The sequence below is a fragment of the Microbulbifer maximicatervae (SeqCode) genome (assembly GCF_052467615.1).
In genome coordinates, this window is the sequence record NZ_CP174319.1 from 3,581,445 (window position 1) to 3,608,343 (window position 26,899).

Annotated in this window: 27 protein-coding genes; 19 read left to right on the top strand and 8 right to left on the bottom strand. The window is 53.6% G+C overall.

The window, feature by feature from the left end; all coding sequences use genetic code 11:
• Positions 1-41: 41 nt before the first annotated feature.
• From ACJJIM_RS15870 to ACJJIM_RS15880, 3 genes are all read right to left on the bottom strand, one after another.
• Complete coding sequence (locus tag ACJJIM_RS15870) at positions 42-1,226, bottom strand: iron-containing alcohol dehydrogenase (protein ID WP_444896224.1); 1,185 nt, start codon at positions 1,224-1,226, stop codon at positions 42-44.
• A gap of 105 nt (positions 1,227-1,331) precedes the next feature.
• On the bottom strand, positions 1,332-2,738 hold the full coding sequence (locus tag ACJJIM_RS15875; RefSeq protein ID WP_444911432.1) for an aldehyde dehydrogenase family protein: 1,407 nt from the start codon (positions 2,736-2,738) through the stop codon (positions 1,332-1,334).
• 18 nt (positions 2,739-2,756) lie between these two features.
• The gene (locus ACJJIM_RS15880; protein WP_444911433.1) at positions 2,757-4,130 is read right to left on the bottom strand and encodes a glutamine synthetase family protein; all 1,374 of its coding nucleotides are present in this window, start codon (positions 4,128-4,130) and stop codon (positions 2,757-2,759) included.
• Between the two features lie 162 nt (positions 4,131-4,292).
• Here ACJJIM_RS15880 and ppa point away from each other — a divergent pair, with 162 nt between their 5' ends.
• Positions 4,293-4,829: an inorganic diphosphatase gene (gene ppa, locus ACJJIM_RS15885; protein ID WP_282931443.1), complete on the top strand. Its 537-nt coding sequence runs from the start codon at positions 4,293-4,295 to the stop codon at positions 4,827-4,829.
• 83 nt (positions 4,830-4,912) lie between these two features.
• Here the strand turns inward: ppa and ACJJIM_RS15890 are convergent, their stop codons facing one another.
• From ACJJIM_RS15890 to ACJJIM_RS15900, 3 genes are all read right to left on the bottom strand, one after another.
• On the bottom strand, positions 4,913-5,386 hold the full coding sequence (locus tag ACJJIM_RS15890) for a hypothetical protein (RefSeq protein ID WP_413663166.1): 474 nt from the start codon (positions 5,384-5,386) through the stop codon (positions 4,913-4,915).
• Between the two features lie 18 nt (positions 5,387-5,404).
• A complete protein-coding gene (gene cysE / locus ACJJIM_RS15895; protein ID WP_282931441.1) occupies positions 5,405-6,211 on the bottom strand; it encodes a serine O-acetyltransferase in 807 nt (268 codons plus the stop codon).
• 156 nt (positions 6,212-6,367) lie between these two features.
• Entirely contained in the window at positions 6,368-7,087 is a 720-nt protein-coding gene (locus tag ACJJIM_RS15900; protein WP_413663167.1) for a M15 family metallopeptidase, read from the bottom strand.
• 246 nt (positions 7,088-7,333) lie between these two features.
• Between ACJJIM_RS15900 and ACJJIM_RS15905 the strand changes: the two genes are divergently transcribed.
• The 6 genes from ACJJIM_RS15905 (at position 7,334) to ACJJIM_RS15930 (ending at position 11,413) form a co-directional block, all read left to right on the top strand.
• Positions 7,334-7,618: a TfoX/Sxy family protein gene (locus tag ACJJIM_RS15905; protein WP_108735343.1), complete on the top strand. Its 285-nt coding sequence runs from the start codon at positions 7,334-7,336 to the stop codon at positions 7,616-7,618.
• A gap of 174 nt (positions 7,619-7,792) precedes the next feature.
• On the top strand, positions 7,793-8,677 hold the full coding sequence (gene htpX, locus ACJJIM_RS15910) for a protease HtpX (RefSeq protein ID WP_444911434.1): 885 nt from the start codon (positions 7,793-7,795) through the stop codon (positions 8,675-8,677).
• Between the two features lie 117 nt (positions 8,678-8,794).
• Complete coding sequence (locus ACJJIM_RS15915) at positions 8,795-9,139, top strand: hypothetical protein (protein ID WP_444911435.1); 345 nt, start codon at positions 8,795-8,797, stop codon at positions 9,137-9,139.
• Between the two features lie 148 nt (positions 9,140-9,287).
• On the top strand, positions 9,288-9,677 hold the full coding sequence (locus ACJJIM_RS15920) for a hypothetical protein (protein WP_444911436.1): 390 nt from the start codon (positions 9,288-9,290) through the stop codon (positions 9,675-9,677).
• 287 nt (positions 9,678-9,964) lie between these two features.
• Complete coding sequence (locus ACJJIM_RS15925) at positions 9,965-11,020, top strand: S1C family serine protease (RefSeq protein ID WP_444907390.1); 1,056 nt, start codon at positions 9,965-9,967, stop codon at positions 11,018-11,020.
• A gap of 48 nt (positions 11,021-11,068) precedes the next feature.
• Positions 11,069-11,413, top strand: a complete 345-nt coding sequence (locus ACJJIM_RS15930; protein ID WP_108734344.1) for a Rieske (2Fe-2S) protein — start codon at positions 11,069-11,071, stop codon at positions 11,411-11,413.
• 18 nt (positions 11,414-11,431) lie between these two features.
• Here the strand turns inward: ACJJIM_RS15930 and sfsA are convergent, their stop codons facing one another.
• Positions 11,432-12,133: a DNA/RNA nuclease SfsA gene (gene sfsA, locus ACJJIM_RS15935; RefSeq protein WP_444911437.1), complete on the bottom strand. Its 702-nt coding sequence runs from the start codon at positions 12,131-12,133 to the stop codon at positions 11,432-11,434.
• Positions 12,134-12,391: 258 nt separating this feature from the next.
• Between sfsA and dksA the strand changes: the two genes are divergently transcribed.
• From dksA to ACJJIM_RS15960, 5 genes are all read left to right on the top strand, one after another.
• Positions 12,392-12,829: an RNA polymerase-binding protein DksA gene (gene dksA / locus ACJJIM_RS15940; RefSeq protein ID WP_108734345.1), complete on the top strand. Its 438-nt coding sequence runs from the start codon at positions 12,392-12,394 to the stop codon at positions 12,827-12,829.
• Between the two features lie 80 nt (positions 12,830-12,909).
• A complete protein-coding gene (gene gluQRS, locus ACJJIM_RS15945) occupies positions 12,910-13,782 on the top strand; it encodes a tRNA glutamyl-Q(34) synthetase GluQRS (protein ID WP_444911438.1) in 873 nt (290 codons plus the stop codon).
• Between the two features lie 142 nt (positions 13,783-13,924).
• Positions 13,925-14,101 carry a hypothetical protein gene (locus ACJJIM_RS15950; protein ID WP_169337099.1) on the top strand — a complete coding sequence of 59 codons (177 nt, stop codon included), beginning with the start codon at positions 13,925-13,927 and terminating at the stop codon, positions 14,099-14,101.
• Positions 14,091-17,054: an ATP-binding protein gene (locus ACJJIM_RS15955; protein WP_413663173.1), complete on the top strand. Its 2,964-nt coding sequence runs from the start codon at positions 14,091-14,093 to the stop codon at positions 17,052-17,054. The genes ACJJIM_RS15950 and ACJJIM_RS15955 overlap by 11 nt, the downstream gene beginning before the upstream one ends.
• Positions 17,055-17,183: 129 nt before the next feature.
• Positions 17,184-18,575, top strand: coding sequence for a sigma-54-dependent transcriptional regulator (locus tag ACJJIM_RS15960; protein ID WP_444907386.1), 1,392 nt, complete (start codon positions 17,184-17,186; stop codon positions 18,573-18,575).
• Between the two features lie 182 nt (positions 18,576-18,757).
• Here the strand turns inward: ACJJIM_RS15960 and ACJJIM_RS15965 are convergent, their stop codons facing one another.
• Entirely contained in the window at positions 18,758-19,237 is a 480-nt protein-coding gene (locus ACJJIM_RS15965) for a hypothetical protein (protein WP_444911439.1), read from the bottom strand.
• A 150-nt stretch (positions 19,238-19,387) separates the two neighbouring features.
• Between ACJJIM_RS15965 and pcnB the strand changes: the two genes are divergently transcribed.
• The 7 genes from pcnB (at position 19,388) to ACJJIM_RS16000 (ending at position 26,879) form a co-directional block, all read left to right on the top strand.
• Positions 19,388-20,764 (top strand): polynucleotide adenylyltransferase PcnB, encoded by a 1,377-nt coding sequence (gene pcnB, locus ACJJIM_RS15970; RefSeq protein WP_444911440.1) that lies wholly within the window; start codon positions 19,388-19,390, stop codon positions 20,762-20,764.
• The gene (folK, locus tag ACJJIM_RS15975; RefSeq protein ID WP_444911441.1) at positions 20,764-21,240 is read left to right on the top strand and encodes a 2-amino-4-hydroxy-6-hydroxymethyldihydropteridine diphosphokinase; all 477 of its coding nucleotides are present in this window, start codon (positions 20,764-20,766) and stop codon (positions 21,238-21,240) included. Before pcnB ends, folK begins: the two co-directional genes overlap by 1 nt.
• 101 nt (positions 21,241-21,341) lie before the next feature.
• Positions 21,342-22,028, top strand: coding sequence for a deoxynucleoside kinase (locus ACJJIM_RS15980; protein WP_444911442.1), 687 nt, complete (start codon positions 21,342-21,344; stop codon positions 22,026-22,028).
• A 5-nt stretch (positions 22,029-22,033) separates the two neighbouring features.
• Positions 22,034-22,846 (top strand): 3-methyl-2-oxobutanoate hydroxymethyltransferase, encoded by an 813-nt coding sequence (gene panB / locus ACJJIM_RS15985; RefSeq protein WP_413663177.1) that lies wholly within the window; start codon positions 22,034-22,036, stop codon positions 22,844-22,846.
• Positions 22,847-22,924: 78 nt separating this feature from the next.
• Positions 22,925-23,716 carry an acyl-CoA thioesterase gene (locus ACJJIM_RS15990; protein WP_444911443.1) on the top strand — a complete coding sequence of 264 codons (792 nt, stop codon included), beginning with the start codon at positions 22,925-22,927 and terminating at the stop codon, positions 23,714-23,716.
• 398 nt (positions 23,717-24,114) lie between these two features.
• The gene (locus tag ACJJIM_RS15995; RefSeq protein WP_444907381.1) at positions 24,115-25,152 is read left to right on the top strand and encodes an endonuclease/exonuclease/phosphatase family protein; all 1,038 of its coding nucleotides are present in this window, start codon (positions 24,115-24,117) and stop codon (positions 25,150-25,152) included.
• 164 nt (positions 25,153-25,316) lie between these two features.
• The gene (locus ACJJIM_RS16000; RefSeq protein WP_444911444.1) at positions 25,317-26,879 is read left to right on the top strand and encodes a hypothetical protein; all 1,563 of its coding nucleotides are present in this window, start codon (positions 25,317-25,319) and stop codon (positions 26,877-26,879) included.
• The last annotated feature ends 20 nt before the right edge of the window (positions 26,880-26,899 follow it).

A 26,899-nucleotide genomic window follows, 5' to 3' on the forward strand; every position in this document is an offset into this window, starting at 1 on the left:
ATGGAACACATTCTCTTCTGTCGTCTATTCGCAGGGATTTATTACAGGGTGACGGTACCTTCACAGGCGCGCAAGAAAATATCCCGATACTCTATCCCGTTAAAACGCATTGGGTTAGTACTAGCGGAAGGCTCCACCGATGCCATTTTCCCAACTCTGTCGGCATCAGTATCATCAATTCCAATCTCCGACAGGCTGTGGGGAATCCCCAGCTGCTTGCGCAATCCGAGCAACCAGTTGAGTACCGCATCAAATCCGCTATCAAACATCTCATTACCGGCCAGTTGTAGATAAAGTGCCAGATGCCCCATAGGCACCTGGATGGCTGGACGGTTGGCGATCAGAACGTAGGGCATCAATATCGCATTTAACAAACCATGGTGCTTGTCATACAGGGCCCCCAATGGATGTGCCAGGGCGTGGATAGCGCCCAAGCCCCGCTGGAAAGCTGTAGCCCCCATACAGGAAGCTACCAACATTTGCTGACGCGCCTCGAGTTCTGCGCCTATAGCATAAGCTCGAGGCAAATACTCCTTGATCAGGCGCATCCCCTCCAGGGCGATTCCCTCGGCCATAGGATGATATTGAGGGGAGTAAAAAGACTCGAGATTGTGTGACAGCGCATCCATTCCCGTCGCTGCGGTGAGGTCTGGCGGCAACCCCATTGTCAATTGAGCATCGAGAATAACGATGTCCGGCATCATGCGCGGATGGAAAATCAGCCTCTTAACCTGTGCTTTCTCATCGGTAATTACCGCAACCCGGCCAACTTCAGAACCTGTGCCAGCCGTCGTGGGAATGGCAATCAGCGGTAAAATACCCTCTGGGTCCACACGCCTGTAGTTATCGCCAATATCCTCAAAATCCCAAATACTGTGCTGCTGTCCCGCCATAAGGGCAATGGCTTTGCCCGCATCCAGGGCCGAGCCCCCGCCCAAGGCAATGACCCCATCGCACTTCTGCTCACGCAGCTTGGCCACCCCATCGGCGATATTTATCTCATTGGGATTACCTTTGATTTTGGAAAAAACGCTAACTTCCAGACCCACCTGTTGGCATGGGTTAATCGCACTATCGATCAGTGGCAATGCGGCGACTGTAGGATCAGTAACTAACAGAGGCTTGTGAATATTCAGCTCCAGGCAAGCTTCAGCCAATTCAGTAATGCGACCGGGGCCAACCCAAACGGTCGTGGGATAATTCCAATTGACATGGTATTTATCCACAATTTCCTCTCTGACGTTCTGTCACTTTTGCATATTAAAAATAGGCTGTGACCTTTCGGAAAACAGGCAGACAATTTCACTTTCTGCATCCGGCAATCGTTCCCGCTAACCATCATGTTTAAAATGAAATGACTTGGGGCGGGTTAAATTCTCAAATCCAATTTTAGAAAGCGTACATCCACGACCAGATTGCTTAACACCCGTCCAGGCCAATTCCGGATCCAGGTAATCACAACGATTTAAAAAAACAGTGCCGGCCTCTAAATACCCTCCCATCTCCATTGCAACATCTTCATCGCGGGTAAAAATAGCCGCAGTAAGACCAAATGGGCTGTTATTCATAAATTCTAGAGCTTCGCCATCATCATGCACTTTCTGCACCCCCAGCACCGGCCCAAAAGTCTCCTCGCGCATCACTCGCATGTGGTGTCGCACCCGGGTTAACAGTTGCGGTGCCATATATTGGGTACCCCGCTTGTCCATTGGGAATTCATTCACATCCAAGTGGACCTTCGCGCCCTCCGCTATCGCTTCATCCACCTGTGCGCGAGCCCGGTCTGCAGCTTCCGCACGCACCAAAGGCCCCAAAGTGGTTTCCACTTGATCCGGGCGCCCCAGTCGATAGTCACGTAGTAAGTCGACCGTTTGGGAAATAAACTCAGAAAAAATATCTTCATGCACATAGGCCCGCTCAATACCGCAACAGGACTGCCCGGAATTAAAATAGGCGCCGTCGACTACCGCAGCCACAGCTTGGTTAATATCGGCGTCGGCGCGAACATAGGCTGGATCTTTCCCCCCCAGTTCAAGTCCCACTTGAATAAATCGACCGGCAACTGTGCGTTCTAGATTCGCTCCAGCGCCAACCGAGCCGGTGAAAGCAACATGCTGGATTTCCCCCGCACAGGCTAATCGCTGGGTATAAGCATGATTTAAATGAAGAAACTGAAAAACACCGTAGGGCAATCCCGCCTCGCGAAAAATCTCCACCATTCGCTCAGCACACAGCGGCGTCTGTGCCGAGTGTTTTAAAATAACTGCATTACCCGATAGCAGTGCCGGCACCACTGCATTAACCGCCGTCAGGTAAGGGTAATTCCACGGGGCAATTACCAGGGAGACCCCTAATGGCTCGCGGCGGATAAACCGGGTAAAACCCGGCTTCTCAGGTAACTGAATGTCAGCGAGGGCTTCAGTAGCAAGCTGTGCCATGGTCTGCGCACGATCCATAAACCCGTTAATTTCTCCTCCTGCATAACGGATTGGACGCCCCATCATCCAACACAGCTCCCGCCCCAAACGCTCTTTTTTAACGGCAAATATTTCCACAGCCCGCTCGACAATGGCGATGCGCTCATTGAGGGGAGTTCTCCTCCATGCTTTTTGTGCTTTACTGGCCCGATCCAGCACTACACGGATTTCCACCTCTCCGGCCAGAGCGCGCTCTACATAAACACTGTTATCAATAGGGGAAATACACTGAAGATGGTGCATGATTTTTGTAGTCTTCATCGGCGTCGATACTCCCAATTAAATAATTTCGAAGTACCGCTCCAACTCCCAGTCACTCACATGGCGGCGATATTCCCGCTCCTCCCACTCGCGACTGGCAGAAAAGTGTTCAACAAAGTCGCTGCCAAATAATTCCTGTGCCGCTTCTGACGCCTTAAATTGCTGCGTGGATTCCCACAGTGTGCCCGGCAGCACTTGTTCGTTTTCCAACTCCAGCGAGTAAGCATTACCGGCAACAGGCTCACTGGGCTGCCACTGCTGCATAACACCGTAAAGACCCGAGCCCAAAGCTGCTGCCAGTGCTAAATAGGGGTTGGCATCGGCGGCCCCCAAGCGGTATTCGATGCGCTGGGAAGTATCGCCACCCGGGATAGCGCGCAGTGCCGTTGTGCGGTTTTCCACTCCCCAGCTGGCTCCTGTTGGCGCCCAATACCCTGGTACCAGGCGGCGATAACTGTTGACAGTCGGCGCCATCAGGGCAAGGAATTGCGGCATCAACCTTTGCTGCCCAGCAATAAACTGACGCATTACCTGGCTGATACCATCTGGCTGGCTCGAATCGAAAAAAGCCGAATCACCGCTGCCACTATTGCGCAGTGATAAATGAATATGCCCGCTTTGCCCCGGGTACTCACTGGACCAGCGGGACATGAAAGTGGCCATCAAGCCCATTCGCTGTGCCAATACTTTTATAAAGGTTTTAAACAGGGCAGCTTTGTCTCCAGCAGCCTCAACACCGTCCACTGCAATAGCCGCCTCTAAGACTCCCGGACCTGTTTCTGTATGCAGACCCTCCAAGGGGAAGTCCATGCGCTCACTCAGTTCCAGGATTTCCCGATACAGCTCACCGTGGACAGAATTTCGCAGTATGGAATAGCCAAACACATCGGGGGTAAAAGGCTTTAAATTGCGGAAACCCTTGTTCCGCACTGAATCGGGCGTTTCGTCAAACAGGAAAAATTCGTACTCCAGGGCGGCACAGGGATCAAACCCCAATGAGCGACAGCGTTCAATCACCCTGCGCAGAACTGCGCGGGGACACAACGCCTGGGCGCGACCGTCAAACTCGGCGAGAAATAGCAGCATGTCATCTTCAAAAGGTACATCCCGGCAACTTTCTGGAAGAATGCGGACCGGAGCGTCTGGATATCCGGTGTGCCAACCGGTATAGCGGGTATTGTCGTAGAGCTGATCCTTGATATCCCAGCCCAGGACCACATCGCAAAACGAGAAGCCCTTTTCCAGGGATGAGAGGAATTTGGCGCGGCTCATATATTTGCCACGCATTACACCATCGGTATCAAATAAGCCCACTTTGACATGACTGAGGCCTCGTTCTTCGACAATTGCGCGGGCCTCCTGAGCGGTTTTTACCTCCCGTGCCTTTACCATGACTGGTCCTGCCCCGTTGTTGTTATCTCCGAGTTACAGGATAGACCCGCCAGACGAGCTTCGACGCCATAAACCCGGCGCAGGCGTGACTTTCAGCCGAGCCCCTCAGCATATATAATCCGCGCTCCAGATTTTCAGTTATCTATTCATTCAGGACCAGCAATGAGCTTCGAAAAGATCCCGGCAGGTAAAGAACTGCCCAACGATATCAACGTAATCATCGAGATCCCTGCCAACCACGACCCGATCAAATACGAAGTGGACAAGGACTCTGACGCAGTATTTGTGGATCGCTTCGTTGCCACTCCGATGTTCTACCCAGCAAACTACGGCTACGTGCCCCAGACTCTGTCTGAAGACGGTGACCCCCTGGACGTGCTGGTTGTAGCGCCTTACCCGGTAATGGTTGGTTCTGTAATCCGCTCTCGTGTTGTTGGCGTTCTGAACATGACCGACGAATCCGGTGTTGATGCCAAACTGCTGGCCGTACCGCACACCAAGCTGACCAAGCTGTACGATCACGTTGAAGAAATCAGCGACCTGCCCGAGCTGCTGATCAAGCAGATCGAGCACTACTTCGAAAACTACAAAGCCCTGGAAGCGGGCAAGTGGGTTAAAGTAGAAGGCTGGGCTGACGCCGAAGCTGCACGCAAAGAAGTTATGGCTTCCCGCGAGCGCTACCTGAAAGAAGAAGGCTAAGCCTCACTTCTTTCAGAAGACTCTGAGCAATAAAAAAACCGGCCTAGTGCCGGTTTTTTTATTGCCTGTTAGGAGAGACCCTGTCAGTTAACTTCCCAATTGGGAACAGGGACAGGAGACGGCTCCTCCCCCTTGCGCTCACTCTCATCCAGAAGCTGGCCTTCCGCTGCACGCAAACTGAGATGCTCTACCTCAACGCTGACCGGTTCCACCGACTTGCGTTCATGCTCCTTTACGAGGTTTCCCTCCATGGGTGCCAAGGTCCACTGCGGTTTGGCCGCAGCTTCCTCCTTGGGCTTGCTCTGCTCAGTAACAGCTGTTCCGCTTTCATCCTTAATGCTGACCTGTGCGCCTATTTTGGCCAGGTTTGCCTGAAACTGCTGTGCTTGGGGCAGAGACAAGCCTTTTTTCAGTACCAGCGGGCGCCCACTGAATAGTTTCTCTATCGCCTGGGGATTACTTTTAAACAGGCGCACCATACTGGCTTTTACATCACCAGCGGTAAAACCCGCCACCAAATCACCGCGAAAAACCAAGCTGTAGGTGGATTGCGACATCAATAATATTTCCCTGAGTTACTCTTCCGAATCCAGAGTCTGGTCCATGGTATAAGCCGGGGCCCCTTCAACACGCCCTCCTACCTGGCGGGCGGGAACACCGGCGACGGTTGTATGAGCGGGCACATCGTGCAAGACCAAGCTACCGGCGGCAATTTTGACGTCCTCTCCCACCTTAACCGGACCCAGTACTTTAGCACCGGCGCCAATCATCACTCCGGGGCCAATTTTCGGATGGCGATCGCCGCTGCCGCTGCCACTGCCGCCCAATGTCACCGAGTGGAGAATCGAGACATTGTCCTCAACCACACAGGTCTCCCCCACCACTAATCCAGTGGCGTGATCGATCATAATGCCGCAGCCAAATCGCGCTGCTGGGTGGATATCCACCGAGAACTGTTCCGATACCTGGCTTTGGAAATAGAGCGCCAAGGTATGGCGGCCTTGATTCCACAACCAGTGCGCTATCCGGTGGGATTGCAGGGCGTGAAAACCCTTAAAATACAGGAAAGGCGTCAGGTACTGGTCGCAAGCCGGGTCCCGGTCATACCAAGCGCAAATATCCTCGCTCATACAGTGGGAAATACTCGGATCATTAGCCAGAGCCGTGGCAATCACTTCCTGAAGTGCGGTTGCCGTGAGGGCATTGTGCTCCAACACCGAAGCCAGGTGATCCGCCATAGCATCACCCAGAGACTTGTGGCGCAAAATGGTATTGTGGAAATAACTTGCCAGGATAGGTTCGCCAGCAGCCGCCTCTGAGGCTTCAGCCCGCATCGCCTGCCAGATATCCCGCTGCCCTTGAACGGCCGCTTCCTCACCCATAATTCATCTCCCTTATATTCCCCAGGGCATTCACTGCGGCGCAGCTTGGCAGGATCACTAGCCCCTTTCAAGAGGAAGCCTCCATCGCAAAGTAGCTTTCTTGCCACCCCCCATTGAGGTGGTAATGAACTGTAACCAACCTATCTCAACAGGCCGCTATAGTTGCCCATTAAATGGGGGGTAGCAGTGATCCGGAACCCAGATATAGCGCGTATAGATTTCCTGAAGGTGCTCGCAAACCGCAGTGCCCAGGGATAGTTCTGACTCCTGCAGCAACTCGGACAGGCGCTCCACGCTGAGAAGTTCCTGAAGCTCTCGGGCCCTGGGGGCATAGCTCAGGTGCCAGCGTTCCGGTGCGACTCCGCCGCGATCCTCTGCATAGGGCCGGAACAGCCCATAACTATTACCCGTGCTGATTTGGTTATCCAGCCAGCGGTGGAAGGCGCCAAAAACTCCGTCGTCCGCCACCTCCTGGGGGGTGAGCTGGACTGCATAGTCAGCGGGGACTGCCGCCGCATCGATAATATCGAAATCGGTACCCCAGTGGTGACGGGATGCTCCCGGCAATGCGGACCAGCGCAGGATAGCGAAGATCAGCTCCCGCTCGCTTAACTGTTCAATATCCAGGGGAGTACCGTGACTATCGAGAACCGGGCGGTGACCCTGCGCTTTGGCATTCCAAATCAACAGTTGTCGATCAAAGGCGCGAAAACCGGAAACGATTTTAGGGGCAAACCCCTCTTCACGGGCATCCCGACTCAAGCGCTGGAAGGCGATCAGTGCTTCGGGATGTAAAAGCTGGTCAGAAGCTGGGTCGACAATGACATGCTCATCGCCGAGTCCAAATAACATACGCTTCAGCGGTGTCGATAACATTTGCATCTCATTATTAGGCGAACTCCAAAGGGCAGGCTAAATTATTCAACAGGCTATGCCTACTTTAACAGAGCGCAGACAATCGCCCTTAACTATGGCACCAAAGCAGGGGCACCAAAAGCAGGCGCGCCGCACAATAATCTGGCGGTAATGTTTGTTAGCCACCTGTTAATTTATGTTAAGTTCAAAGCCGCAGTCGAGGGGTTGGCTGCGACAACGGACGCTCAAACTGGTAGGGAAAACCGAATGCACCCGAGTCAATCAGAACTATTAAAACTAAAAAACCTGGGCCTGGCCTCGGTCAATATTCTCCACTCTATTGGCATTCGCTCCCACGATGATCTGCGCAGGGTTGGGCCTGTCGAGGCTTTTATCAGTATTCGCAACCGGGGGATTAACGCCTCCAAAGTAATGCTCTACGCTCTCCAGGGCGCCCTGATGGATGTGCACTGGAACGACCTGGAGCCGGAGCTGAAACAACACCTCACCAGCGAGGTCGACCGCCTCCTTGCCACCCAAAACTCTGACTAGTAATTCCCCTCAAGCACCACGGAAAGAGTCGCAGACACGCGCACTCGATGGACTCGGCACAGCAGGCCAAGCTGTGCCGATCTACAGTAAGGCAAGTTGCGCCAACCCTATCTAAACTTACCGGTGGAGCCGCGGAATAATTCCGTAAAGACACTCACTCAAAGGAGAGATCCGATGTTGCGCATTGGGCTATTCCTGCTGACCAACCTTGCTGTCCTTGTATTGGTTGGCATTATTTTCAATATTTTTGGAATTGGGGGAATTCTTCAGGCAAACGGTGTCGATCTCAACTTCGGCGCCTTGTTGCTGATGTGCGCGATTTTTGGTTTTGGCGGGTCTTTTATTTCCCTGCTCTTATCGAAAACCATCGCACGGGTCAGTACCCGCACACAAATTATCGAGCAGCCCCGCAGTGCCGATGAACAGTGGTTGGTAGAAACCGTACGGGAACTCTCCCGCAAAGCGGGCATCGGTATGCCAGATGTGGGGATATTTCCAATGCCCCAGGCGAATGCCTTCGCCACCGGTTGGAATCGCAACAGCGCCCTGGTCTCTGTCAGTGCCGGTCTGTTGCAGCGCTTCAGCCGAGAGGAAGCCCGCGCCGTTATTGGCCATGAAATTGGTCACGTGGCCAATGGCGATATGGTGACGCTGGCACTAATCCAGGGCGTGGTAAATACCTTTGTGATGTTCCTTGCCCGCTTGGTTGGGTTCTTCGTAGACCGGGTTATCTTGCGCAACGAAGAGGGATTGGGCATCGGCTATTTTGTCACATCCATTGTTATGGACATCATATTCGGTTTCTTCGCCATGATGATTGTCGCCTGGTTCAGTCGCCGCCGTGAATATCGGGCCGACCATGCCGGCGCCACACTGGCCAGCCCCCAATCCATGATTGCCGCGCTGCAACGGCTCAAGGTAGAGTCCGATCGCGGCCACGAGGAACCCCTACCCGGCAATATGAAAGCCTTCGGTATATTCGGCAGTATGGGAGCACTTATGGCTACGCACCCGCCACTGGATGATCGTATCCTGGCCCTGCAAAACTTCCGTAATTAGTGTCTAATTTGGTAGATAATCACAGCTGTACGTTCATTTTCTCACAGAGTTGTAACTTAAAAGGGGCACTTTCTGTGTGAACAGACGTAAATTAAAGCAACCATGAAAAGAGGTGCCATGAAGTACATCCCACTACTCATCGCCATATTTTTAATTGGGTGTTCTCCCTCATGGAGTGACGGCCCTTACGAGATTTATTGGATAGATGGCGAAAAAGCCCTTGGTTTTAATTTGGGGGACGATGCCTATATACGCCGTATCGATGAACCACATCATATCAGTGCAAACGAGATGTTCGTCTCAGTCTACGCTTGCCCTGAGGGTGCCTGCGCTTACTATTACATAGATCGACTTAAAGACCACAAATTTGCAGATTCTTCCGAGTTTGTTTTTGGCCCCTACACAGAAAAGACCTTTGTTCAATTGGAACAAAAGCTACAACTACCAAAACTGGAGCAATAATAAAAACATGAGAAAAGCATCAAGATTTATGCCTAAATACAAAACTGAAAAGGCAAGTAAAGCTACGTTGTTTGTTTTTCTCGCAGCAGTGTTAGCTCTCCTTATTTACCATCCAATATACCTTTGAGCTTTAGTTGGCTTAGTATTATTGGCCATAATTTGGGGCTATCTCGAACAACCCAAAATTGATAGGCATTTCCAACATCTACGTGACAACCGCAAAGGTTTATCCATTTGTGAATTTGCCCGGGAGTTTGATTGCAAAATTGTAGATACATGGATTATTAGAGCGGTGTATGAGCAACTACAAGCGACACTTCCCACCAAACAACTGGTCCCAATTCAAACATCAGATGATTTCTTTAATACCCTAAAACTGGATGAAGATGATCTCTATCTGGACTTATTTGAAGAGATCGCACAAAGAACCGGGCGAACCCTTGAGGACTATCAAAGCAATCCCTATTACGGCAAGGTAACAACGGTCCGGAACCTGGTGCTGTTTTTTAATCACCAGGGCCGTGGCGAGGCAACCTGACAGGCCGTAACAGGTTTTGTACTGTTCGACAAAACTAGCGCATATGTCATCATTAATCCCATCGCAGAAATTTCATAGCTCCAGCAGCAGTCGGCGACACTCAGCCAAAGTGAGTTCCGAGATCCATAGCCCCCAGCTTTAAATCTCGCCAGCAGCCCCCAATAAACAGCCAATACCGCATAACGATTGCAAACAAGATACACTTTTAAAACAGCAACAAACAAAAAGGAAGACGACAGTTACAGACGTCTCTTCCAATCCGGTAGTTCAAAGGGAGGATTGTATTAATGACTCTACTTAAAACTCTACGCGCCAGCTTAATCTCAGTCTTTTTGCTGCTTACGCCAGCAATATCTGCACAGGCGGAATCCTTTGCCACCGACGACGAACGCAACACCATGCAGGTGTTCAATTTTGCCAGTCCGTCAGTGGTCTATGTCACCAATGAAACCCTGGTACGGGATCGCAGGACCCTGCGCCTCCACTCAGTGCCCAAAGGCGCCGGCAGCGGATTTATCTGGGACACTCAGGGCCATATTGTCACCAATTTTCACGTCATTGAGGGTGCGCGGCAAATCACTATTACTTTGCAGGATCGCAGTGAGTGGCCGGCCGAGCTGGTGGGATCCGCACCGGAAAAAGATCTGGCAGTTCTGAAAATTAACGCTCCCAGAGAGTTGCTAAAACCGCTGGTTGTGGGCACCTCCAGCAATCTCGCGGTAGGCCGCAAAGTACTGGCTATCGGCAACCCGTTCGGCCTAGATACCACTCTCACCACCGGGGTGGTCAGCGCCCTGGGGCGGGAAATTGAAGCCGCCAACAACCGCACCATTCGCAATGTTATCCAAACAGATGCGGCTATTAATCCAGGTAACTCCGGCGGCCCATTGCTGGATTCCCAAGCGCGTTTAATCGGGGTCAACACCGCAATTTACAGCCCCAGTGGCGCCAGTGTCGGTATTGGCTTTGCGATTCCAGTGGATACGGTCAAAAAAATTGTGCCGGAACTGATCAATCACGGCCGCCTGGTACGTCCGATTATTGGTATCGAATCCGCCCCGGACCAGTGGAGTAGCCGCTACGGCTTTGAAGGGGTCGCTGTATTGCGTACCGCTCCCGGGCTTCCCGCAGAGAAAGCTGGCTTGCGCGGTATCCACCGCACCCGGGGTGGAGGTTGGGAATTGGGCGATGTGATTGTAGAAATAGAACAACAGCCGATTCGCAGCTACGACGATCTGCTCAATGCCCTGGAAAAGCACAGTGCCGGTGACGAAATCACTATCGGCATACTGCGTGACGGGACAATTCGCTATACGTCCATTAGACTCGCGGCACCCGAATAAGCAGGCGCTTGCGCCCTGAACAAGAATTAGGCCGGGAGCCGATAATCTATGCAGAAGTACTTCCTGTGTCGCTATGACGAATTAAGCGAAGGTCAATCCAAAGGGTTCTCCCTCGGAGACACTGCCGCCGGCACTGACAATGTGTTTGCTGTGATGAAAGATGGCGAAGTCTACGCCTACAAAAACACCTGCCCTCACCGGGGCATCAATCTGGACTGGCAGGAAGACCAGTTCCTCGATCCCGATGGCGCACTTATTCAGTGCGCCTCCCACGGCGCGCTATTTCTGATTGAATCTGGGGAGTGTATCGCCGGGCCCTGCACTGGTGATGCCCTGACCCCAGTACCGGTGGAATATGCACAGGACGGTCTCTACGCATTACTGGCCGACTGACAGCCCCCTGCCTTTCCCTCACGGGAGAAAAGGCAGGGCCTCCACTAGCTCGACACCTTCAGCACCGAGCTTCGCGCGGTATGCGAGCACTTGCACACCAGCATCGACAGCGGAATCCAGGGCCTCAGCATAAGCGGGATCAATTTCCCGCGCCGCCTGCACCGTCTCAATACCGCTGTGTTGGACGCAGTAAAAAAGTACCGCCCGCACACCGCTCTCAGCCAGCTTTTGCAGTTCGCGCAGGTGCTTGGCGCCCCGGGTACTTACCGCATCGGGAAAGTAACCCTGCGCCCCATCTGCCAGAGTCACATTTTTCACTTCCACGTAGCAGTCCCCATCGGCGCCGGACAACAACAGATCGATACGGCTGTTTTCCTCGCCGTAGCGCACTTCCCTGCGCAGGGATTCATAGCCCTGTAACTCGCTGACTACGCCGGACAGAATGGCCTCTTCAACCAGAGCATTGGCGCGGCCTGTGTTCACCCCCGCCAGGGCTCCATCCGGGGTCGTACAGATTTCCAGAGTGTGGCGATACTTGCGCTTGGGGTTGCCAGAATCGGAGTACCAGCAGTCTCCCCCCTCCACCCAACAATTCTTCATAGACCCCGTATTTGGGCAGTGGATGGTAAACACTTCGCCACTGGCAGATTCCACATCGGCGAGAAAGCGCTTGTATCGGCGCAAAAGTGTTGCCTTTTGCAACGGAGGGGTAAATTTCACGGGCTGGACCACTTGGCTGTAATTTCAGGCGCCACAAAATAGCAGACAACTATTTGTGGCGCGAATCGCGCAGATTTGATAGCTTCCTCGCTCTCGGTCGCCAGGGGTATCGGTACCGAGAACAGGATTAGCCTGACACCGCAGCGAATTTGATAGGTGAAAAAAGCATCACTTAGAAAGATTCCGGTCTAGGCTAGATTGAATTTGGTGGTATCGCCCCCATAAAGGGGGGCCCGTATAGAAAGAGAGGCAACGACTATGCCCAAAACTGCTGCGAGCACCGAATCTCTGCACGGCTTTGAGCCCTACAAGGAGACGCAGGGCGAAGAGTACATGAATGAGAAGCAGCAGGAGCATTTCCGCAACTTGCTGTTGGCCTGGAAGGCCGAGCTGATGGCGGAAGTGGACCGCACCGTTTCCCACATGAAAGACGAGGCCGCAAACTTCCCCGATCCCGCAGACCGCGCCAGCCAGGAAGAAGAATTTAGCCTGGAATTGCGCACCCGCGATCGCGAGCGCAAGCTGATCAAGAAGATCGATGCCACCCTGGAGCTTATCGACCAGGATGACTACGGTTTCTGCGAAGCCTGTGGTGTTGATATCGGCATTCGCCGCCTGGAAGCCCGTCCAACCGCAACTCTGTGCGTGGACTGCAAAACCCTCGCGGAAATCAAGGAACGGCAGATCTCCGGCTGATCCACAACCGATAGCGACACGGCGTTCGCTTGCGATCGCCCTGCTCGGAGGGGGCGATCAATGTATCGCCCCTATTCATTTTGAACAGCACAACTCCCTATATTGGTCGCTTCGCACCCTCCCCGAGTGGACCGCTCCACTTCGGCTCACTGGTGTGCGCCGTCGGCAGCTACCTCGACGCCTTCGCCCATGGCGGACACTGGCTCCTGCGCATGGAAGACCTCGACCCTCCCCGGGAAGAGCCCGGCGCGGCAACCCGCATTCTGAAATCCCTGGAAGCCCACGGACTGCACTGGCACGGCCCCGTCGAATGGCAGAGCAAGCGCTACGCACTCTACGAGGAAACCCTGTCCACACTGCGCCAACGGCAACTGATTTACCCCTGCGACTGCTCACGCAGCCAGATTAAGAAAAATGGTGGACATGCGAACGACTTCTGTCGCCTTAAATACGATGTGAGCGAACCCTCAGCGCTGCGGTTGCAATGCGCAGGCGGCGAGGAAGGCTTTGTGGATATTTGGCATGGAGAGCAACGGCAGCTAATCCGCGAAGACACGATTCTCAAGCGCCGCGACGGCCTCTATGCCTACCAACTGGCAGTCGTTGTCGACGATATCGACCAACAGGTCAACCAGGTGGTGCGCGGCTCAGATCTATTGGATACCACCGGTGCACAACAGCGCTTGTATAAAATCCTCGGCGCCACTCCACCTCAGTTCGGCCATCTGCCGCTAGTGATGGGCCCTGATGACAGGCAAAAACTCAGCAAACAAAATCACGCGCCGGCTATCGACGACAACATGGCTTCCGATAACCTGTGTAAGGCATTACAGTTCCTCGGCTTCAAACTGCCAAACACTGCCCTAACAGAATCCCCCGAGCATATTCTCAAGTGGGCTACCGCGCGCTGGCGCCGCCACCAGATAGATATGCGCAACCGCCAATTGCACTGATTCCAAGCTGCACTTACCATTTCCGCGCCAGCCGCCCTTAGGGGTCCGGCTGATAACCCGCGTTGACGATTACACAGGGATGACTTCTCACCGGTACAGTGCGCGGGCAACAAATTTCTCTAGCGGGTTTTCAAGGCGATCTATGAGTAACCGCACACTATTAATTCTGCTGGTGCTGGTGGGTTATGTATTCTCCCCCACCATCTTTACCTGGATGATCAATCCGGTCGGCGCCTGGTACCGGCCTTTTATCCTCTGGTTCGTGCTGATCCTACTGGCGATTTTTATCCAGTGGAGGCGCAAATCGAATGAGCTTTGATATTGCCCACATTGCCCTAGTGGGAGTGGCCTATATCGCCACCCTGTTTTTTGTCGCCTTCGCCACCTCCAAGGGCTGGCTGCCTTCCCGCTGGGTGCGGCATCCACTGGTTTATGTGCTCTCCCTGGGCGTATCGCTATCGGCCTGGACCTTCTACGGTATCGTCGACCTGGCCTGGCAATATGGTTACGGGGTACTCGCCTACTATCTGGGCACCGGCGCCATGTTCCTGTTTGCGCCAGTAGCCCTGGAGCCACTGGCGCGCCTGGCACAGCGCTACCAGCTGTACTCCCCGGCAGATCTTCTGGTGTTCCGCTATCACAGCCGCCAGGCGGGGACTCTCGCCACTCTGTTTATGCTGTTGGCGCTGCTCCCCCTGATCGCCCTGCAAATCCAGGCGGTATCTGAGACTCTGGCCCTTTTGTCGCGGGATAGTGTGGCTGCCCTGGCACTGCCGGACAGCGGTGTATCGAGCAAAAACCTAATCGCATTTTTCTACTGCGTGCTGCTGGCGGTATTCACCAGTATGTACGGCGCTACCCGCGAGCGTGGCGAGGGCCTGGCCAGTGCCATGGCCCTGGAGTCCCTGGTAAAACTGGTGGCGCTCACCGCGGTGGGCGGCTATGCCATTTACGGCGTCTTCGGTGGATTTTCCGGCCTGGATGAGTGGCTGCTGGAGAACCCCGATATGCACCAGCTGCTCTACACCCCCATCAAGCAGGGCTCATCCCATACCCTGCTACTGGTGTTTATCGCCACTGCCGTGGCTATGCCACATATTTTTTACCTGAGTATTGCCGAGCGCCCCACCGGACAGGCAATGCGCACCGCCAGCTGGGGCTTCCCCCTGTTCCTGCTGCTGATGGCCCTGCCTATCTTCCCCATCATGTGGGCGGGCTTTGCCCTGGATGTGGCCGGCCCGGTGCAGTACTTCTCCCTGGCGGTTCCCCGCGCCAGTGGCTCGGCACTGCTCACCACCCTGGCCTTTATCGGCGGCCTGTCGGCAGCCACTGGCGCACTGATTATGATCACCCTGGCCCTCGCCACCATGGTGATGAACCACTGGCTGCTGCCCGGCACCCGCTGGCATTCTGAGGACAATATGTACCGGCAGCTGGTGTGGTTGCGCCGCGCGCTGATCGCCGCTCTATTTATTGCCGGCTTTGCCTTTTACCTGTTACTCAACAACCGACTCTCCCTGTCGGACCTGGCCCTGCTGGCATTTATCGGATCACTCCAATTTCTGCCGGGGATTTTTGCTGTAATCCACTGGCCGCGAGGTAATCGACGCGGATTTGTCGGTGGCCTGCTGGCGGGCATGTTGCTTTGGGGGGGCGGCCTGTTAATTCCGTCAATTTTTGGGATTACCGGCATCACCTTGCCCGGCACTTCCCTCCAAATTCCCCTGGGAATGTCTATCTGGACACAGATCACCACCCTGTCACTGGGGGTCAATGTCCTGTTATTTGTCGGCCTGTCTCTGTTCACCCGCACCAGCAGCCTGGAGCAGTACGCTGCTGACCTGTGTAGCGACGACACCATCGCCCAGGCTTTGCGCTTGGGACTGGATGTGGAATCCGCCGCAGATTTTCGCCTGCGCTTGGCTGAAAGCCTCGGGGCCGCTACGGCGAATAAAGAAGTTAAACGCGCTCTCGCCGCTCTCAATCTGCCGGACAACGAGCGCCGCCCCTACGCCCTGCGTCAACTGCGCAACAAGCTGGAGTCCAATCTCTCCGGCCTGCTGGGGCGTGTTCTGGCGGTACAAATTATCGATCGACACTTCCCGTTCCAGAACAGCGATCAGCCGGCAAACAAGGACATTCACCTGATCGAGACCCGGTTGGGCCGTTACAAGCACCAGCTCACTGGCCTGGCCGCAGAACTCAATAACCTGCGTCTGTATCACCGCCAAATGCTGGAAGAGCTGCCGATGGCCGCTTGCTCTCTGGGGCGCGACGGTGAAGTCCTGTTGTGGAACTACGCCATGCAGGACCTCACCGGTATCAGTGCCAGCGAGGTAATCGGCTCGAAACTGGAATACTTGGCGGAACCCTGGCGCAGCCTGCTGGGGGAATTCGCCCTATCCACCGATGCCAGCCGCTTTAAGCAACAGGTGAGCCTCGACGGCAACAGCCACTGGCTCAACCTACATAAGGCACGGCAAAAACGCAGCCGCAGCGACCGCTCCCGCGACGAGCGCGGCGATGCACAAATGTTGTTGCTGGAGGACATTACCGAAACACAGGTCTTGGAGCAGGAACTTATCCACAGCGAGCGCCTGGCCTCTGTGGGCCGCCTAGCCGCCGGCGTAGCCCACGAAGTGGGTAATCCGGTCACGGGGATCGCCTGCCTGGCGCAAAACCTCCAGTACGACTGTGACAATCCGGAAGTCCTGGAAACCGCCGACCAGATCCTGAGCCAGACCCAGCGCATCAGCCGTATCGTCCACTCCCTGGTCAACTTCTCTCACAGCGGCAACCAGGAAGACAGCGAGCGGGCCCCGGTAGATCTCTATGCCTGCGTACAGGAGGCGGTCAACCTGCTGTCCCTGCAACGGGATAAGACCGAGGTCCAGTTTGAGAATCGGGTACCTGAAGACTTGATCGCCCCGGGAGACAACCAGCGCTTGATCCAGGTGTTTATCAACCTGCTCAGTAATGCCCGCGATGCCAGCCCCGATGGCGGCCAGATTGTAATTGAGGGCTATCGCAAGAGCGGCAGCGCCTGTGTCTCTGTCACCGACAGCGGACCGGGAATTTCAGCTCAGCATCGTGAACGGATTCTGGAGCCCTTCTTCACAACGAAAGAGCCTGGCGAAGGTACGGGGCTGGGGCTGGCAATGGTTTACAGCATTGTCGAGGAGCACGGCGGCCAGCTGGAATTGGTCAGTCCCGCAAATCCGGAAACCGGGACTGGCGCCCGCTTTATTGTGCAACTCCCCCTTGGAGACTGAGATGGCTGGACACCCAAATCGATCATTATTTGCGCAAAAACAACCCAATTAACCGTTTTTGAGTTGCATCGAAACGGCGCCCGGGTAAAACTAGGCGCTTACTGAGCATTTTGTAACCAGGCGTAACATATGAGCCACATCCTCATCGTCGAAGATGAAGCCATTATCCGAACGGCGCTGCGCAAGCTTTTAGAGCGGCACCGCTACAAAATCAGTGAAGCGGGTTCGGTAAAGGAGGCGCTCACCAAGTACCGCCTCAATGAAGTTGACCTGGTTATCTCCGATCTGCGCCTGCCTGGCGCACCGGGCACCGACCTGCTCAAGCACGCCGGTGATATTCCGGTACTGATCATGACCAGTTACGCCAGCCTCCGCTCTGCGGTGGACTCCATGCGTATGGGGGCCGCCGACTATATCGCCAAGCCCTTTGATCACGACGAAATGCTCGCAACCGTCCGCCGGGTCATAGGCAAAGCGGAGCAGAATCGCGCCCAGCCCGTCAACGAGAAAGAAAATACCGGCACTATTGCCGGCATGATTGGCAGCAGCCCAGTGATGAGGGAGCTCTACGGTCGCATCCATAAAGTTGCCCCCACAGACGCCACCGTCCTGGTGCACGGTGAAACCGGTACCGGTAAGGAACTGGTTGCCCGGGCTATTCACGAGGAGAGCCGCCGGGCCAACAAACCCCTGATCTCCGTCAACTGTGCCGCGATTCCCGACACACTGATTGAATCTGAGCTGTTCGGCTACGAGAAAGGTGCATTTACCGGTGCCCAGAGTTCCCGGGAGGGACTGGTAGCGGCAGCCGACGGAGGAACCCTGTTCCTCGACGAAATCGGTGAGCTGCCCCTGGAGGCACAGGCCCGCCTGCTGCGTGTATTGCAAGAGGGCGAAGTGCGGCCAATTGGCTCGATCGAATCCCGCAAAGTGGATGTGCGCCTGGTAACAGCCACCCACCGCAACCTGCGCCAGCTGTCAGCGGAGCGTAAATTTCGAGAAGACCTCTACTACCGCATCAATGTGGTGCAAATGACGCTTGCCCCCTTGCGCGAGCGAGGCAGAGACGTCCTAGCACTGGCAGAGCACCTGTTGGAAAAGTTCTGCACCAAGATCGAGCGCCCTTTATTGCGCTTGTCACCGGAAGCCATCCAGGCTGTTACCACCTACACCTGGCCCGGTAACGTGCGTGAATTGGAGAACGCCATCCAGCGCGCTGTAATCCTAACGGATAAGAACAGCCGCGAAATCGACCACAAAACCCTGGATATCGACCTGGACCTGGTACCGATCGAAGAGGCCGACGGCATCCCGCGCCCCCGCAGTCTGCACACCGACCCCCGTGAGGACCTGTCCCTGGAAGACTACTTCGCCCGCTTCGTTATTGAGCACCAGGACACCATGAGTGAGACAGACCTGGCCAAGAAGCTCGGCGTAAGCCGCAAATGCCTGTGGGAACGACGCCAAAAGCTGGGCATCCCCCGCAAGAAGAGCCGTCGCAGCGCCGCCGCAGAAGCTTAAAACTAACGCTATCCCCAGGGGGCTTCGCCCCCTGCTCCCAATCCGTCCTCACCTGTCAAACTCCTTCGGCCACTTTGTTACCCCACCCCCACAGGGGTTACCAACCAGAGTGTTACCCACACCCACCCAGAAGTAACAACTCTCGCACCTTCCGTAACGCAATAGCTCCCAGAAAAGTTCCGTCAAATTTCGTAAAGATCGTAACTTATTGATTTATAAAGATTTTTAAAAGTTGGCATACTAAGTGCTTTACTCTTAGTACAAAAATTGAAAACAGCCAACAATAAAAATAAATGACTGTTAAAAGCCCTATAACAACTAACAATAAGTGGGGCGAAACATAATAAAAATAATGGGGCGGCCGACAATAAAAGCAATGAGTGGCCAAAACCGCAAGAACAACAATAAACAATAACAATAAAACTCAAGAAGAATAAGAATAACAACAAGCGCGTTGCAAACTGACTGAACTGTACCTGGGAGAGGGTGTTTGCTTGAAAGCAAATTGAGAGCGCAAGGAAGCCGCTGCCTTCATACTGGTAATAATAATTCCCATATTTCTTTTCCCCCGAACTTACAGGCACCCGCATATTGCGGGCGCATTCCTTTGCGTGTGTTAGAATCGCGCCCGCGAGTCCCGATCTCTGAGGATAAACAGCCACTGAGGCTCCTTTCCGGACTCGCTCCTGGGGTAGCCCAGGTATAGAGGCTCCAGCAGTGCCATCGTGAATCTCCCCAGAGGGACCACCACTTATACAGGCCGCCAACCAATGCGTGGCCAAGCACAGCGGGGCTTTCCCGGCCATCCCTAAATGGCAGCAGTCAACATAGACAGCCGTATGCTCAACAACCTGATTAGTAGTATCAAACGCTGGCGCAAGCCGGCCAGTAAAGGCCCCAGGGTTATTGCCCGCAACGACCACAGCATCTCGCGCCGGGAAATTAGCCGCGCGGCCTTAACAGTTATGAAGCGCCTTCAGGATGCCGGATACCAGGCGTATATCGTAGGTGGAGGTGTGCGCGACCTGATGCTCGGCGGTCATCCCAAGGACTTTGATGTGGCCACCGACGCCACTCCAGAGCAAGCCAAGGTGCTTTTTCGCGGCGCCCGCATTGTCGGTCGCCGCTTTCGCATCCTGCACGCCCGTATAGGCCGTGAAGTTATCGAAGTGACTACCTTCCGCGGTCACCACAGCGATGGCGAGACCCACGAGGCCAAGCAGTCCGAACACGGTATGCTGCTGCGTGACAATGTCTATGGCGACCTGGAAAGTGATGCCATGCGCCGGGATTTCACGGTCAACGCGCTCTACTACACCACCAAAGGGTTTGAAATCCACGACTACACCGGCGGTGTCGAGGATATTGAAAAGCGCCTGATTCGAATGATCGGCTCCCCAGAGGTCCGCTACAAAGAAGACCCGGTGCGCATGCTGCGCGCAGTGCGCTTCGCCGCCAAGTTGGATTTCACTATTGAAGGCAAGACGGAAGCCCCCCTGCACGAGCTGGCGCCACTGTTACGCAATATTGCCCCGGCTCGCCTGTTCGATGAGATTCTCAAGCTGCTGATGAGTGGCCACGGAGAGCGCACCTTTGAGCTGCTGCGCCAGTACCAGCTCTGGCAACACCTGTTCCCGGATAACGCCGCACAAATTGAGGCCAACAGCGCGGCCCTGAAACTATCCCAGCAAGCCCTGCGCAATACGGACCAGCGTATCCGCGCCGATATGCGTGTTACCCCAGCATTCCTCTACGCCGCCCTACTCTGGCCTGCGGTGAGCACCGAGCAACAAAAGCTGATTGCCAAGGGCACCCCGCCAGCGCCAGCGCTGGCCCAAGCAGCACAAAAAGTTACCAGTTCACAGCTGGCCCACACCGCTATTCCCAAGCGCTTCTCAATCCCAATGCGGGAAATCTGGGACCTGCAACAGCGCCTGCCCCAGCGCGGTGGCAGTCGGGCCCAGCGCTTACAGGAACACCCCCGTTTCCGCGCCGCCTACGACTTCCTGTTGCTGCGGGAAGAAAGTGGCGAGATTGAAGCGGGCCTGGGCAAATGGTGGACCGACTTCCAACAGGCTGACGATGAGCAGCGCCAGCAAATGGTACGCAAGCTACAGCGCACAGGCAGCGGTGGGCGCCGCAACCGCAACTCTCGCGGCCGCCGTCGCAAGCCGAGAGCAGAACAGTAATGGAAACGGTATACATCGGCTTGGGCAGTAACCTGGCAGAGCCCGGCAAACAACTGCGCAGCGCCCTGTCGTCCATGGAGCAAATCCCCAGTACAGAATTATTGGGGTGTTCGAGCTTTTACCGAAGCGCCCCGGTCGGCCCCGGCGATCAACCCGATTACATCAATGCCGTCGCAGCATTGAAAACAGCACTGTCCCCGCTGGCACTACTGGACCAGCTCCAATCTATCGAGCTGTCCCACGGGCGCGAGCGCTCCATCCGCTGGGGCGCCCGCACCCTGGACCTGGATATCCTGTTGTTTGGGGAATCTCAAATCGATGAGCCCCGCCTACAGGTCCCACACCCGCGCATGGCCGAGCGCAACTTCGTACTGCTACCCCTTTCTGAACTGGCTCCCGCGATGGAACTGCCCAGATTGGGAGCCCTTCCAGCACTCTTACAGGGCTGCCCGGAAAACCGCCTGGAAAAGGTTTGATCGACTGAGGCTCCCCAACTACTCGACGGGCGGCCCTCTCAATAGTACTTTTGCGTTTGCAACTCATCAGGGAAGACCCCAGACAAAGAGGAGTCGCTCAAGTGGTTATCGAAAAACCCGAGACCAGCACAGCTGAACTCAACCGGTCTAATAAAACACCGCCTAAGTTTATCGCGGTGGAAGGCAATATTGGTGTGGGAAAAACCACACTGGCAAAGAAGCTGGCCTCCACATTCAATTACGACACGCTGTTGGAATTACCCGAGGAGAACCCCTTTTTGGAGCGCTTCTACCGGGACCCCCAAAACGCCGCACTGCCCACCCAGCTGCACTTTCTCCTACAGCGATCACAGCAAATCCAGGCACTGCGGCAGGACGATATCTTTGAGCCGGTGCGGGTGTCGGACTTTTTGATCGAAAAGGACCAGCTGTTTGCTGAAGTCACCCTGGATAAGGATGAGCTGCACCTGTACCAACAGGTGTACAGACACCTCACCCTGGAAGCACCCAAGCCGGACCTGGTGATCTATTTGCAAGCCCCCCTCGATGTGCTGCAAGCCCGAATCCGCAATCGGGGAATCCCGGCTGAGCAGGCGATAAGCAATGAGTACCTCGCCACCCTCAACAACGCCTACACCCGCTTTTTCCATTTTTACGATGAGGCGCCTCTACTTATCGTCAATACCGAGGAGATCGACATTGTCGATAGCCCAGAGGACTACCAACAGCTGGTCGAATATCTGTTCACGATCACCAGTGGCCGGCACTATTACAACCCAGGAAGTTAATCGTTATGTATGCACCCTCTGAATTAGAAAAGCTCGTAACCGTTCAAACCCTGCGAAAAATGAAAGCGAATGGTGAGAAGTTTATTACCGTTGCTCTCTACGATGCCCCTATGGCTGCGATGGCACAAAAGTCCGGGGTTGAGACACTGCTCGTCGGAGATTCCCTGGGCATGACCGTGCTGGGTTACGACAGCACCGTGCCAGTGACGATGGAGCAAATGATTTACCACGTCGAGGCGGTCGCGCGCGGCAATAAGAAGTCCCTGATTATGGGGGATATGCCGTTTATGACCTACGCCACCCCAGAGCAGGCACTCCAGAATGCAACCCGGATCATGCAGGCCGGTGCACATATGGTGAAGATCGAGGGAGGCGCCTGGCTTGCCGACACCGTGAAGATCCTTACTGATCGCGGTATTCCCGTTTGCGCCCACCTGGGCCTCACCCCTCAATCAGTACACAAACTGGGAGGCTATCGCGTTCAGGGGCGCGACGAAGAACACGCCAAGCAAATTCTCGAAGACGCCTTGCAACTCGACGAAGCCGGAGCTGATCTGTTGGTGCTGGAATGTGTACCCGCGGACCTGGCAAAGCGTATTACCGAAGCCGTATCCATGCCCACCATCGGCATAGGCGCGGGCCGCGACTGCGATGCCCAGGTACTGGTAATCAATGACATCCTGGGCCTCACCCAACAGCCCCCCAAGTTTTCCAAAAACTTCCTGGTAGAGGCCGAGGATATTCCCGGGGCCCTGCGCAAATACGCCGAGGACGTCAAACAAGGCGTTTTCCCCGGCGAGGAACACATATTTAAATAATACTCCCCTCATCCGGGTGCTTCTCACCCGGTATTTTTCTGCGGCAGGTCCCACCTGCCGCTCTCAAGCGGTAACACTATGACTTTCGACCAACTAATCCAGGATTGGCTCTCGACCAATGGCGCCACTTCTGTGCCCGAAGGCTGGACCCAGGGGCGAGCTACATTTGGCGGCCTTGTAGCCGCAATGCTCTATGAGCAGATGGCTTCAGAGCTGCCTTCTGAGAGCAGCTTACGCTCTTTTACCACCTCATTCGTAGGCCCGGTTGCCCCGGGGGAGATTAACACCCGTGCGGATGTCCTCCGCGCAGGCCGCTCTGTCACTCAGGTACAGGGGCACCTCGATCAGAATGGTGCCGTTATGCTGGCGGGCCTCGCCAGTTTTGGTCGCGGCAGGGAGTCATCCGTTCTCGCCAAAGGTCCCTCAGCACCGGAGTACCCCACCCCGGATAAATGCCTGCCCCTACCCTATATCGAAGGTGTAGTGCCGGAGTTCACACAGAAGTTCGATTACCGCATCGCTTGTGGGGGGCTGCCTTTCAGCGGCGCAAAAGAGAGAATTTTAGGTGGGTGGGTACGATTTAAGGATGGCAGTGAAGGCCGTACCGGTATCAGCCACTTACTCGCACTGATCGATGCCTGGCCACCGGCGACACTCCCGATGATGAAAGAGCCGGCTCCCGCCAGCTCATTAACATGGACAGTGGAGTTTATGGAGCCACTCCCAGAGCGCACCGCTTCTGACTGGTGGCAATACGAGGCCGAAGTGGAACAGGCCGAGGATGGCTACGCAGTAATACAGGCCCGCTTGTGGGATGCCGATGGACGTTTAACCGCCCTCTCCCGCCAAATGGTCACTATCTTTGGTTAACCAGCACTCGTCGATCAACTATCCTTTTACCGCCACTCATTGAGTGCCTTGGCTCCACGGATGGAACCATTTAAGTGGTCCTAAAGAATTTTGTAACTTTTCTACGGCCTTCAGACCACTCTAAATAATACTTCCCGATCCTGCTTAACCCGCCTAACGAATCAATTATTACCTGCATAAAAATATACAACTTTCGTGATTTTTATTATTTTCTTATGAAAAAAATAAATCGCGCCGCCCTTACAGAAAAATAAAATAAAAAAAACCTCCTTTACTCCAATTTGTAATCTACGCTATCCATCATCCCCCCCATCGAAAACAAAGGGGCCGCCAGAGAAACGCCCCAATTTTCGACCCCACTACAAAACCGTCGGTAACAACAAAGTTGGAGAGCAATAATGATAAAAAGAATATTTTTTTCACTCACACTTCTATTCAGCCATTCCGCCGCAGCAGTAGATTTTGAAGACGTTTGGGATGCAATTACTTCTTGTAACTGGTTTGAATTTATTGATGATGTCGACGATACCGGCTCAAAAGACCTGGACGGCTATGAATACGGTGACACTGAATTTGCCGATGCCAATTCAGGCAGCTTTGACATGATCGTCTACAACATGGATGGATTTTTGGAGTGTATAGGCGGCAACAGCAAGTCTGACTTCAAACAAATTATTAACACTTTTGATAATAACCCCAAAGACCTCTGGTTGATGCAGGAGGCTTGGAGCAAAACCAAAGCCAATTATCTGGACGACGACGACAAGCTCGATAACGACACAGTCCCCTATCGCTCCAAACACTGGAAAGGCACTGGTACCAGCTTTGGCAATGGCCTGCTGACCTTTTCCAAGTTTCCGTTTGACCGAGATAATCGCGATGACGACGACTACACCTTCGCCACTTATGAGGAGGAAACTTTTGATAAGTGCGCAGGTAATGACTGTGATACCGAAAAAGGCTTTACCGTAGCAAAAGTTGAAGTGACCAAAAACTTCCATGTTCATGTGTACAACACCCATATGGATGCAGGACACCAAGACGATGATCTAAATGCCAAAGCCAAGCAACTCGACCAGATTGCCGATATGATCGTCGCCCACTCAAGTAATGCCACAGTCATTTTGGCTGGTGATTTCAATATGGCGTTTGATGAAAATGACGACGGCTGGCGCGGTACAAACTACCAAACTTGGAAAGCATTTTTTGCCAAAACCGGCGGCAAGCATGCCTGCCAATATATGCTATCTGGCAGCGACACCAGCTTGGAAGCCTGTGCTGATGAACTTCAGGACGATACCGATCATGTCGTCGTTATTAATAACAACCCCAATTACACGCTGGACGTAACCAATTACTACATTGGCTCCGCGGAGTACACCGGGCTGAGCGACCACGACCCAGTATTTGTAGACTTCTCATGGGTTAAACACTAAACGAGCGGCACACAGCCTCTTCCGCAGGGGATCGGTAGGGGCTTAACCAATTTACCGACAAAGTGAACGACACCGGACTGAAAACCCAATCCAGCTACAATTTTGCTTATTGAGGAGAACTTTAACCCACGCATAAACCGCATGCTTGGCGGGAAGGGCTTTCAGTGGACAGGATTAAGAACCTAGTTGTCGGGAGTGGTCCTGCGAGTATCGCTACAGTCAAGGCATTGCAAGATATTGGGCAAGAAGTTGAAGTCGTTGATGTTTCATATGACCTTGAAGACGATATCAAATACCAAGTTAATATCTTATCCAAAAAAAACATTGATGCATGGACTCAGGAGGACAAAGATAAACTGTTTCCAGCTCCAGTAGCCTCCCGAAAAGGCCTGGAAAGAAGATATCTATTTGGGTCTGACTTTCCATACAGAGTACCAAAACCTCTCAGCATTACGACAAAAAACTGTAATACAGAATTTTCCCATGGCTTTGGTGGGCTTGGGAACGTATGGGGTGCAGCTATCATGCCCTACAGTGAAAGTCAGCTAGCAAATTGGCCTATCTCCTTAAATGAACTAACGCCATCCTACAAAAATGTACTCCGCTATATGCCTATAAGTGCGGAGATAGACAATCTCAATAACAAGTATCCACTATTCCCTAACAACTTTACTGCCATCAAAAGAAATGCGCCGACAGATTTCTTATTGAAAAAATTGAAGGCTATTGAAAGTAATCTCCAGAGGAATGGCATTGAATTTGGTCGAGCCCGCTTAGCGGTAGATGCAAGCAAGGGGGAGCATGGATGTAGATATTGCGGCCACTGCTTTGACGGATGCCCATACCAATCTATTTTCAACCCTAAATACTTGTTTGAAAAACTACAAAAAGACAAACTCACCATACATAAAGGTCTTCTTGTCCTGGAGATTCATGAAACAAGTCAAGGCGTAAACGTGATTGCAGTTGATATAACCAATAGCAAAATAAAAAAAATTACCGCACAGAAAGTTTTTCTCGCAACCGGCCAGTTTGCCACCACTACAATACTGGCAAGATCCCTCAATCTATTAAATACTCCAATCAAAATCAAAAACAGTCAGTATTTTTTCTTCCCCCTCTTTCTCTACAAAGGGTATCGTTATGAGATTGAGTTTACCCTCGCAGAAATCTTTTTAGAGATTGACAATCCAAACATAAGCCCTGAACAAATACACCTTCAACTTTACGGTCGAAGCCAAATTATTGAAGAGCAATTAATATCTCTACTCCCCCCCCTTTTCCCAAAGCAAGTCGCCTTGGATCGCTTATACGTAATTCAGGGTTTTATGTCCTCTGAGGATTCTGACTCATTGGAACTAACTTTAACCGACAAACAAGCAGATAGCTCTTCAATAGAAATAAGAGGAATTGAAAATACGAGAGCCCGAGAAATCGCCCAAAGAACACAGTCTTTAATAAGGCGTTCACTGATAAGGCTTGGTATGGTCCCCCCCTTCTTTCTCACCGTACTACCACCAGGCAAAAGCTTCCACCTTGGTGGCAGTTTCCCGATGGGAGGAAAACATGAGATATTCCGCTCAGACCTCTTAGGAAGGCCGGCACACTTTAAAAATGTCCATATTGTGGATTCTGCCAACTTTCCCAATATTGCAGGCTCAACCATCACCTTTACCATTATGGCGAATGCTGATCGAATCGTAAGGTCTATAGGGTTTCGTGGCTGATTGGCAGCCCAGATAACTGA

Excerpts from the sequence above, each read along its gene's own strand:
- ACJJIM_RS15875 (WP_444911432.1), bottom strand. The coding sequence starts at position 2,738 with ATGAAGACTACAAAAATCATGCACCATCTTCAGTGTATTTCCCCTATT.
- ACJJIM_RS15880 (WP_444911433.1), bottom strand. The coding sequence starts at position 4,130 with ATGGTAAAGGCACGGGAGGTAAAAACCGCTCAGGAGGCCCGCGCAATT.
- ppa (WP_282931443.1), top strand. The coding sequence starts at position 4,293 with ATGAGCTTCGAAAAGATCCCGGCAGGTAAAGAACTGCCCAACGATATC.
- ACJJIM_RS15890 (WP_413663166.1), bottom strand. The coding sequence starts at position 5,386 with ATGTCGCAATCCACCTACAGCTTGGTTTTTCGCGGTGATTTGGTGGCG.
- cysE (WP_282931441.1), bottom strand. The coding sequence starts at position 6,211 with ATGGGTGAGGAAGCGGCCGTTCAAGGGCAGCGGGATATCTGGCAGGCG.
- ACJJIM_RS15900 (WP_413663167.1), bottom strand. The coding sequence starts at position 7,087 with ATGTTATCGACACCGCTGAAGCGTATGTTATTTGGACTCGGCGATGAG.
- ACJJIM_RS15905 (WP_108735343.1), top strand. The coding sequence starts at position 7,334 with ATGCACCCGAGTCAATCAGAACTATTAAAACTAAAAAACCTGGGCCTG.
- htpX (WP_444911434.1), top strand. The coding sequence starts at position 7,793 with ATGTTGCGCATTGGGCTATTCCTGCTGACCAACCTTGCTGTCCTTGTA.
- ACJJIM_RS15915 (WP_444911435.1), top strand. The coding sequence starts at position 8,795 with ATGAAGTACATCCCACTACTCATCGCCATATTTTTAATTGGGTGTTCT.
- ACJJIM_RS15925 (WP_444907390.1), top strand. The coding sequence starts at position 9,965 with ATGACTCTACTTAAAACTCTACGCGCCAGCTTAATCTCAGTCTTTTTG.
- ACJJIM_RS15930 (WP_108734344.1), top strand. The coding sequence starts at position 11,069 with ATGCAGAAGTACTTCCTGTGTCGCTATGACGAATTAAGCGAAGGTCAA.
- dksA (WP_108734345.1), top strand. The coding sequence starts at position 12,392 with ATGCCCAAAACTGCTGCGAGCACCGAATCTCTGCACGGCTTTGAGCCC.
- ACJJIM_RS15950 (WP_169337099.1), top strand. The coding sequence starts at position 13,925 with ATGAGTAACCGCACACTATTAATTCTGCTGGTGCTGGTGGGTTATGTA.
- ACJJIM_RS15955 (WP_413663173.1), top strand. The coding sequence starts at position 14,091 with ATGAGCTTTGATATTGCCCACATTGCCCTAGTGGGAGTGGCCTATATC.
- ACJJIM_RS15960 (WP_444907386.1), top strand. The coding sequence starts at position 17,184 with ATGAGCCACATCCTCATCGTCGAAGATGAAGCCATTATCCGAACGGCG.
- pcnB (WP_444911440.1), top strand. The coding sequence starts at position 19,388 with ATGGCAGCAGTCAACATAGACAGCCGTATGCTCAACAACCTGATTAGT.
- folK (WP_444911441.1), top strand. The coding sequence starts at position 20,764 with ATGGAAACGGTATACATCGGCTTGGGCAGTAACCTGGCAGAGCCCGGC.
- panB (WP_413663177.1), top strand. The coding sequence starts at position 22,034 with ATGTATGCACCCTCTGAATTAGAAAAGCTCGTAACCGTTCAAACCCTG.
- ACJJIM_RS15990 (WP_444911443.1), top strand. The coding sequence starts at position 22,925 with ATGACTTTCGACCAACTAATCCAGGATTGGCTCTCGACCAATGGCGCC.
- ACJJIM_RS15995 (WP_444907381.1), top strand. The coding sequence starts at position 24,115 with ATGATAAAAAGAATATTTTTTTCACTCACACTTCTATTCAGCCATTCC.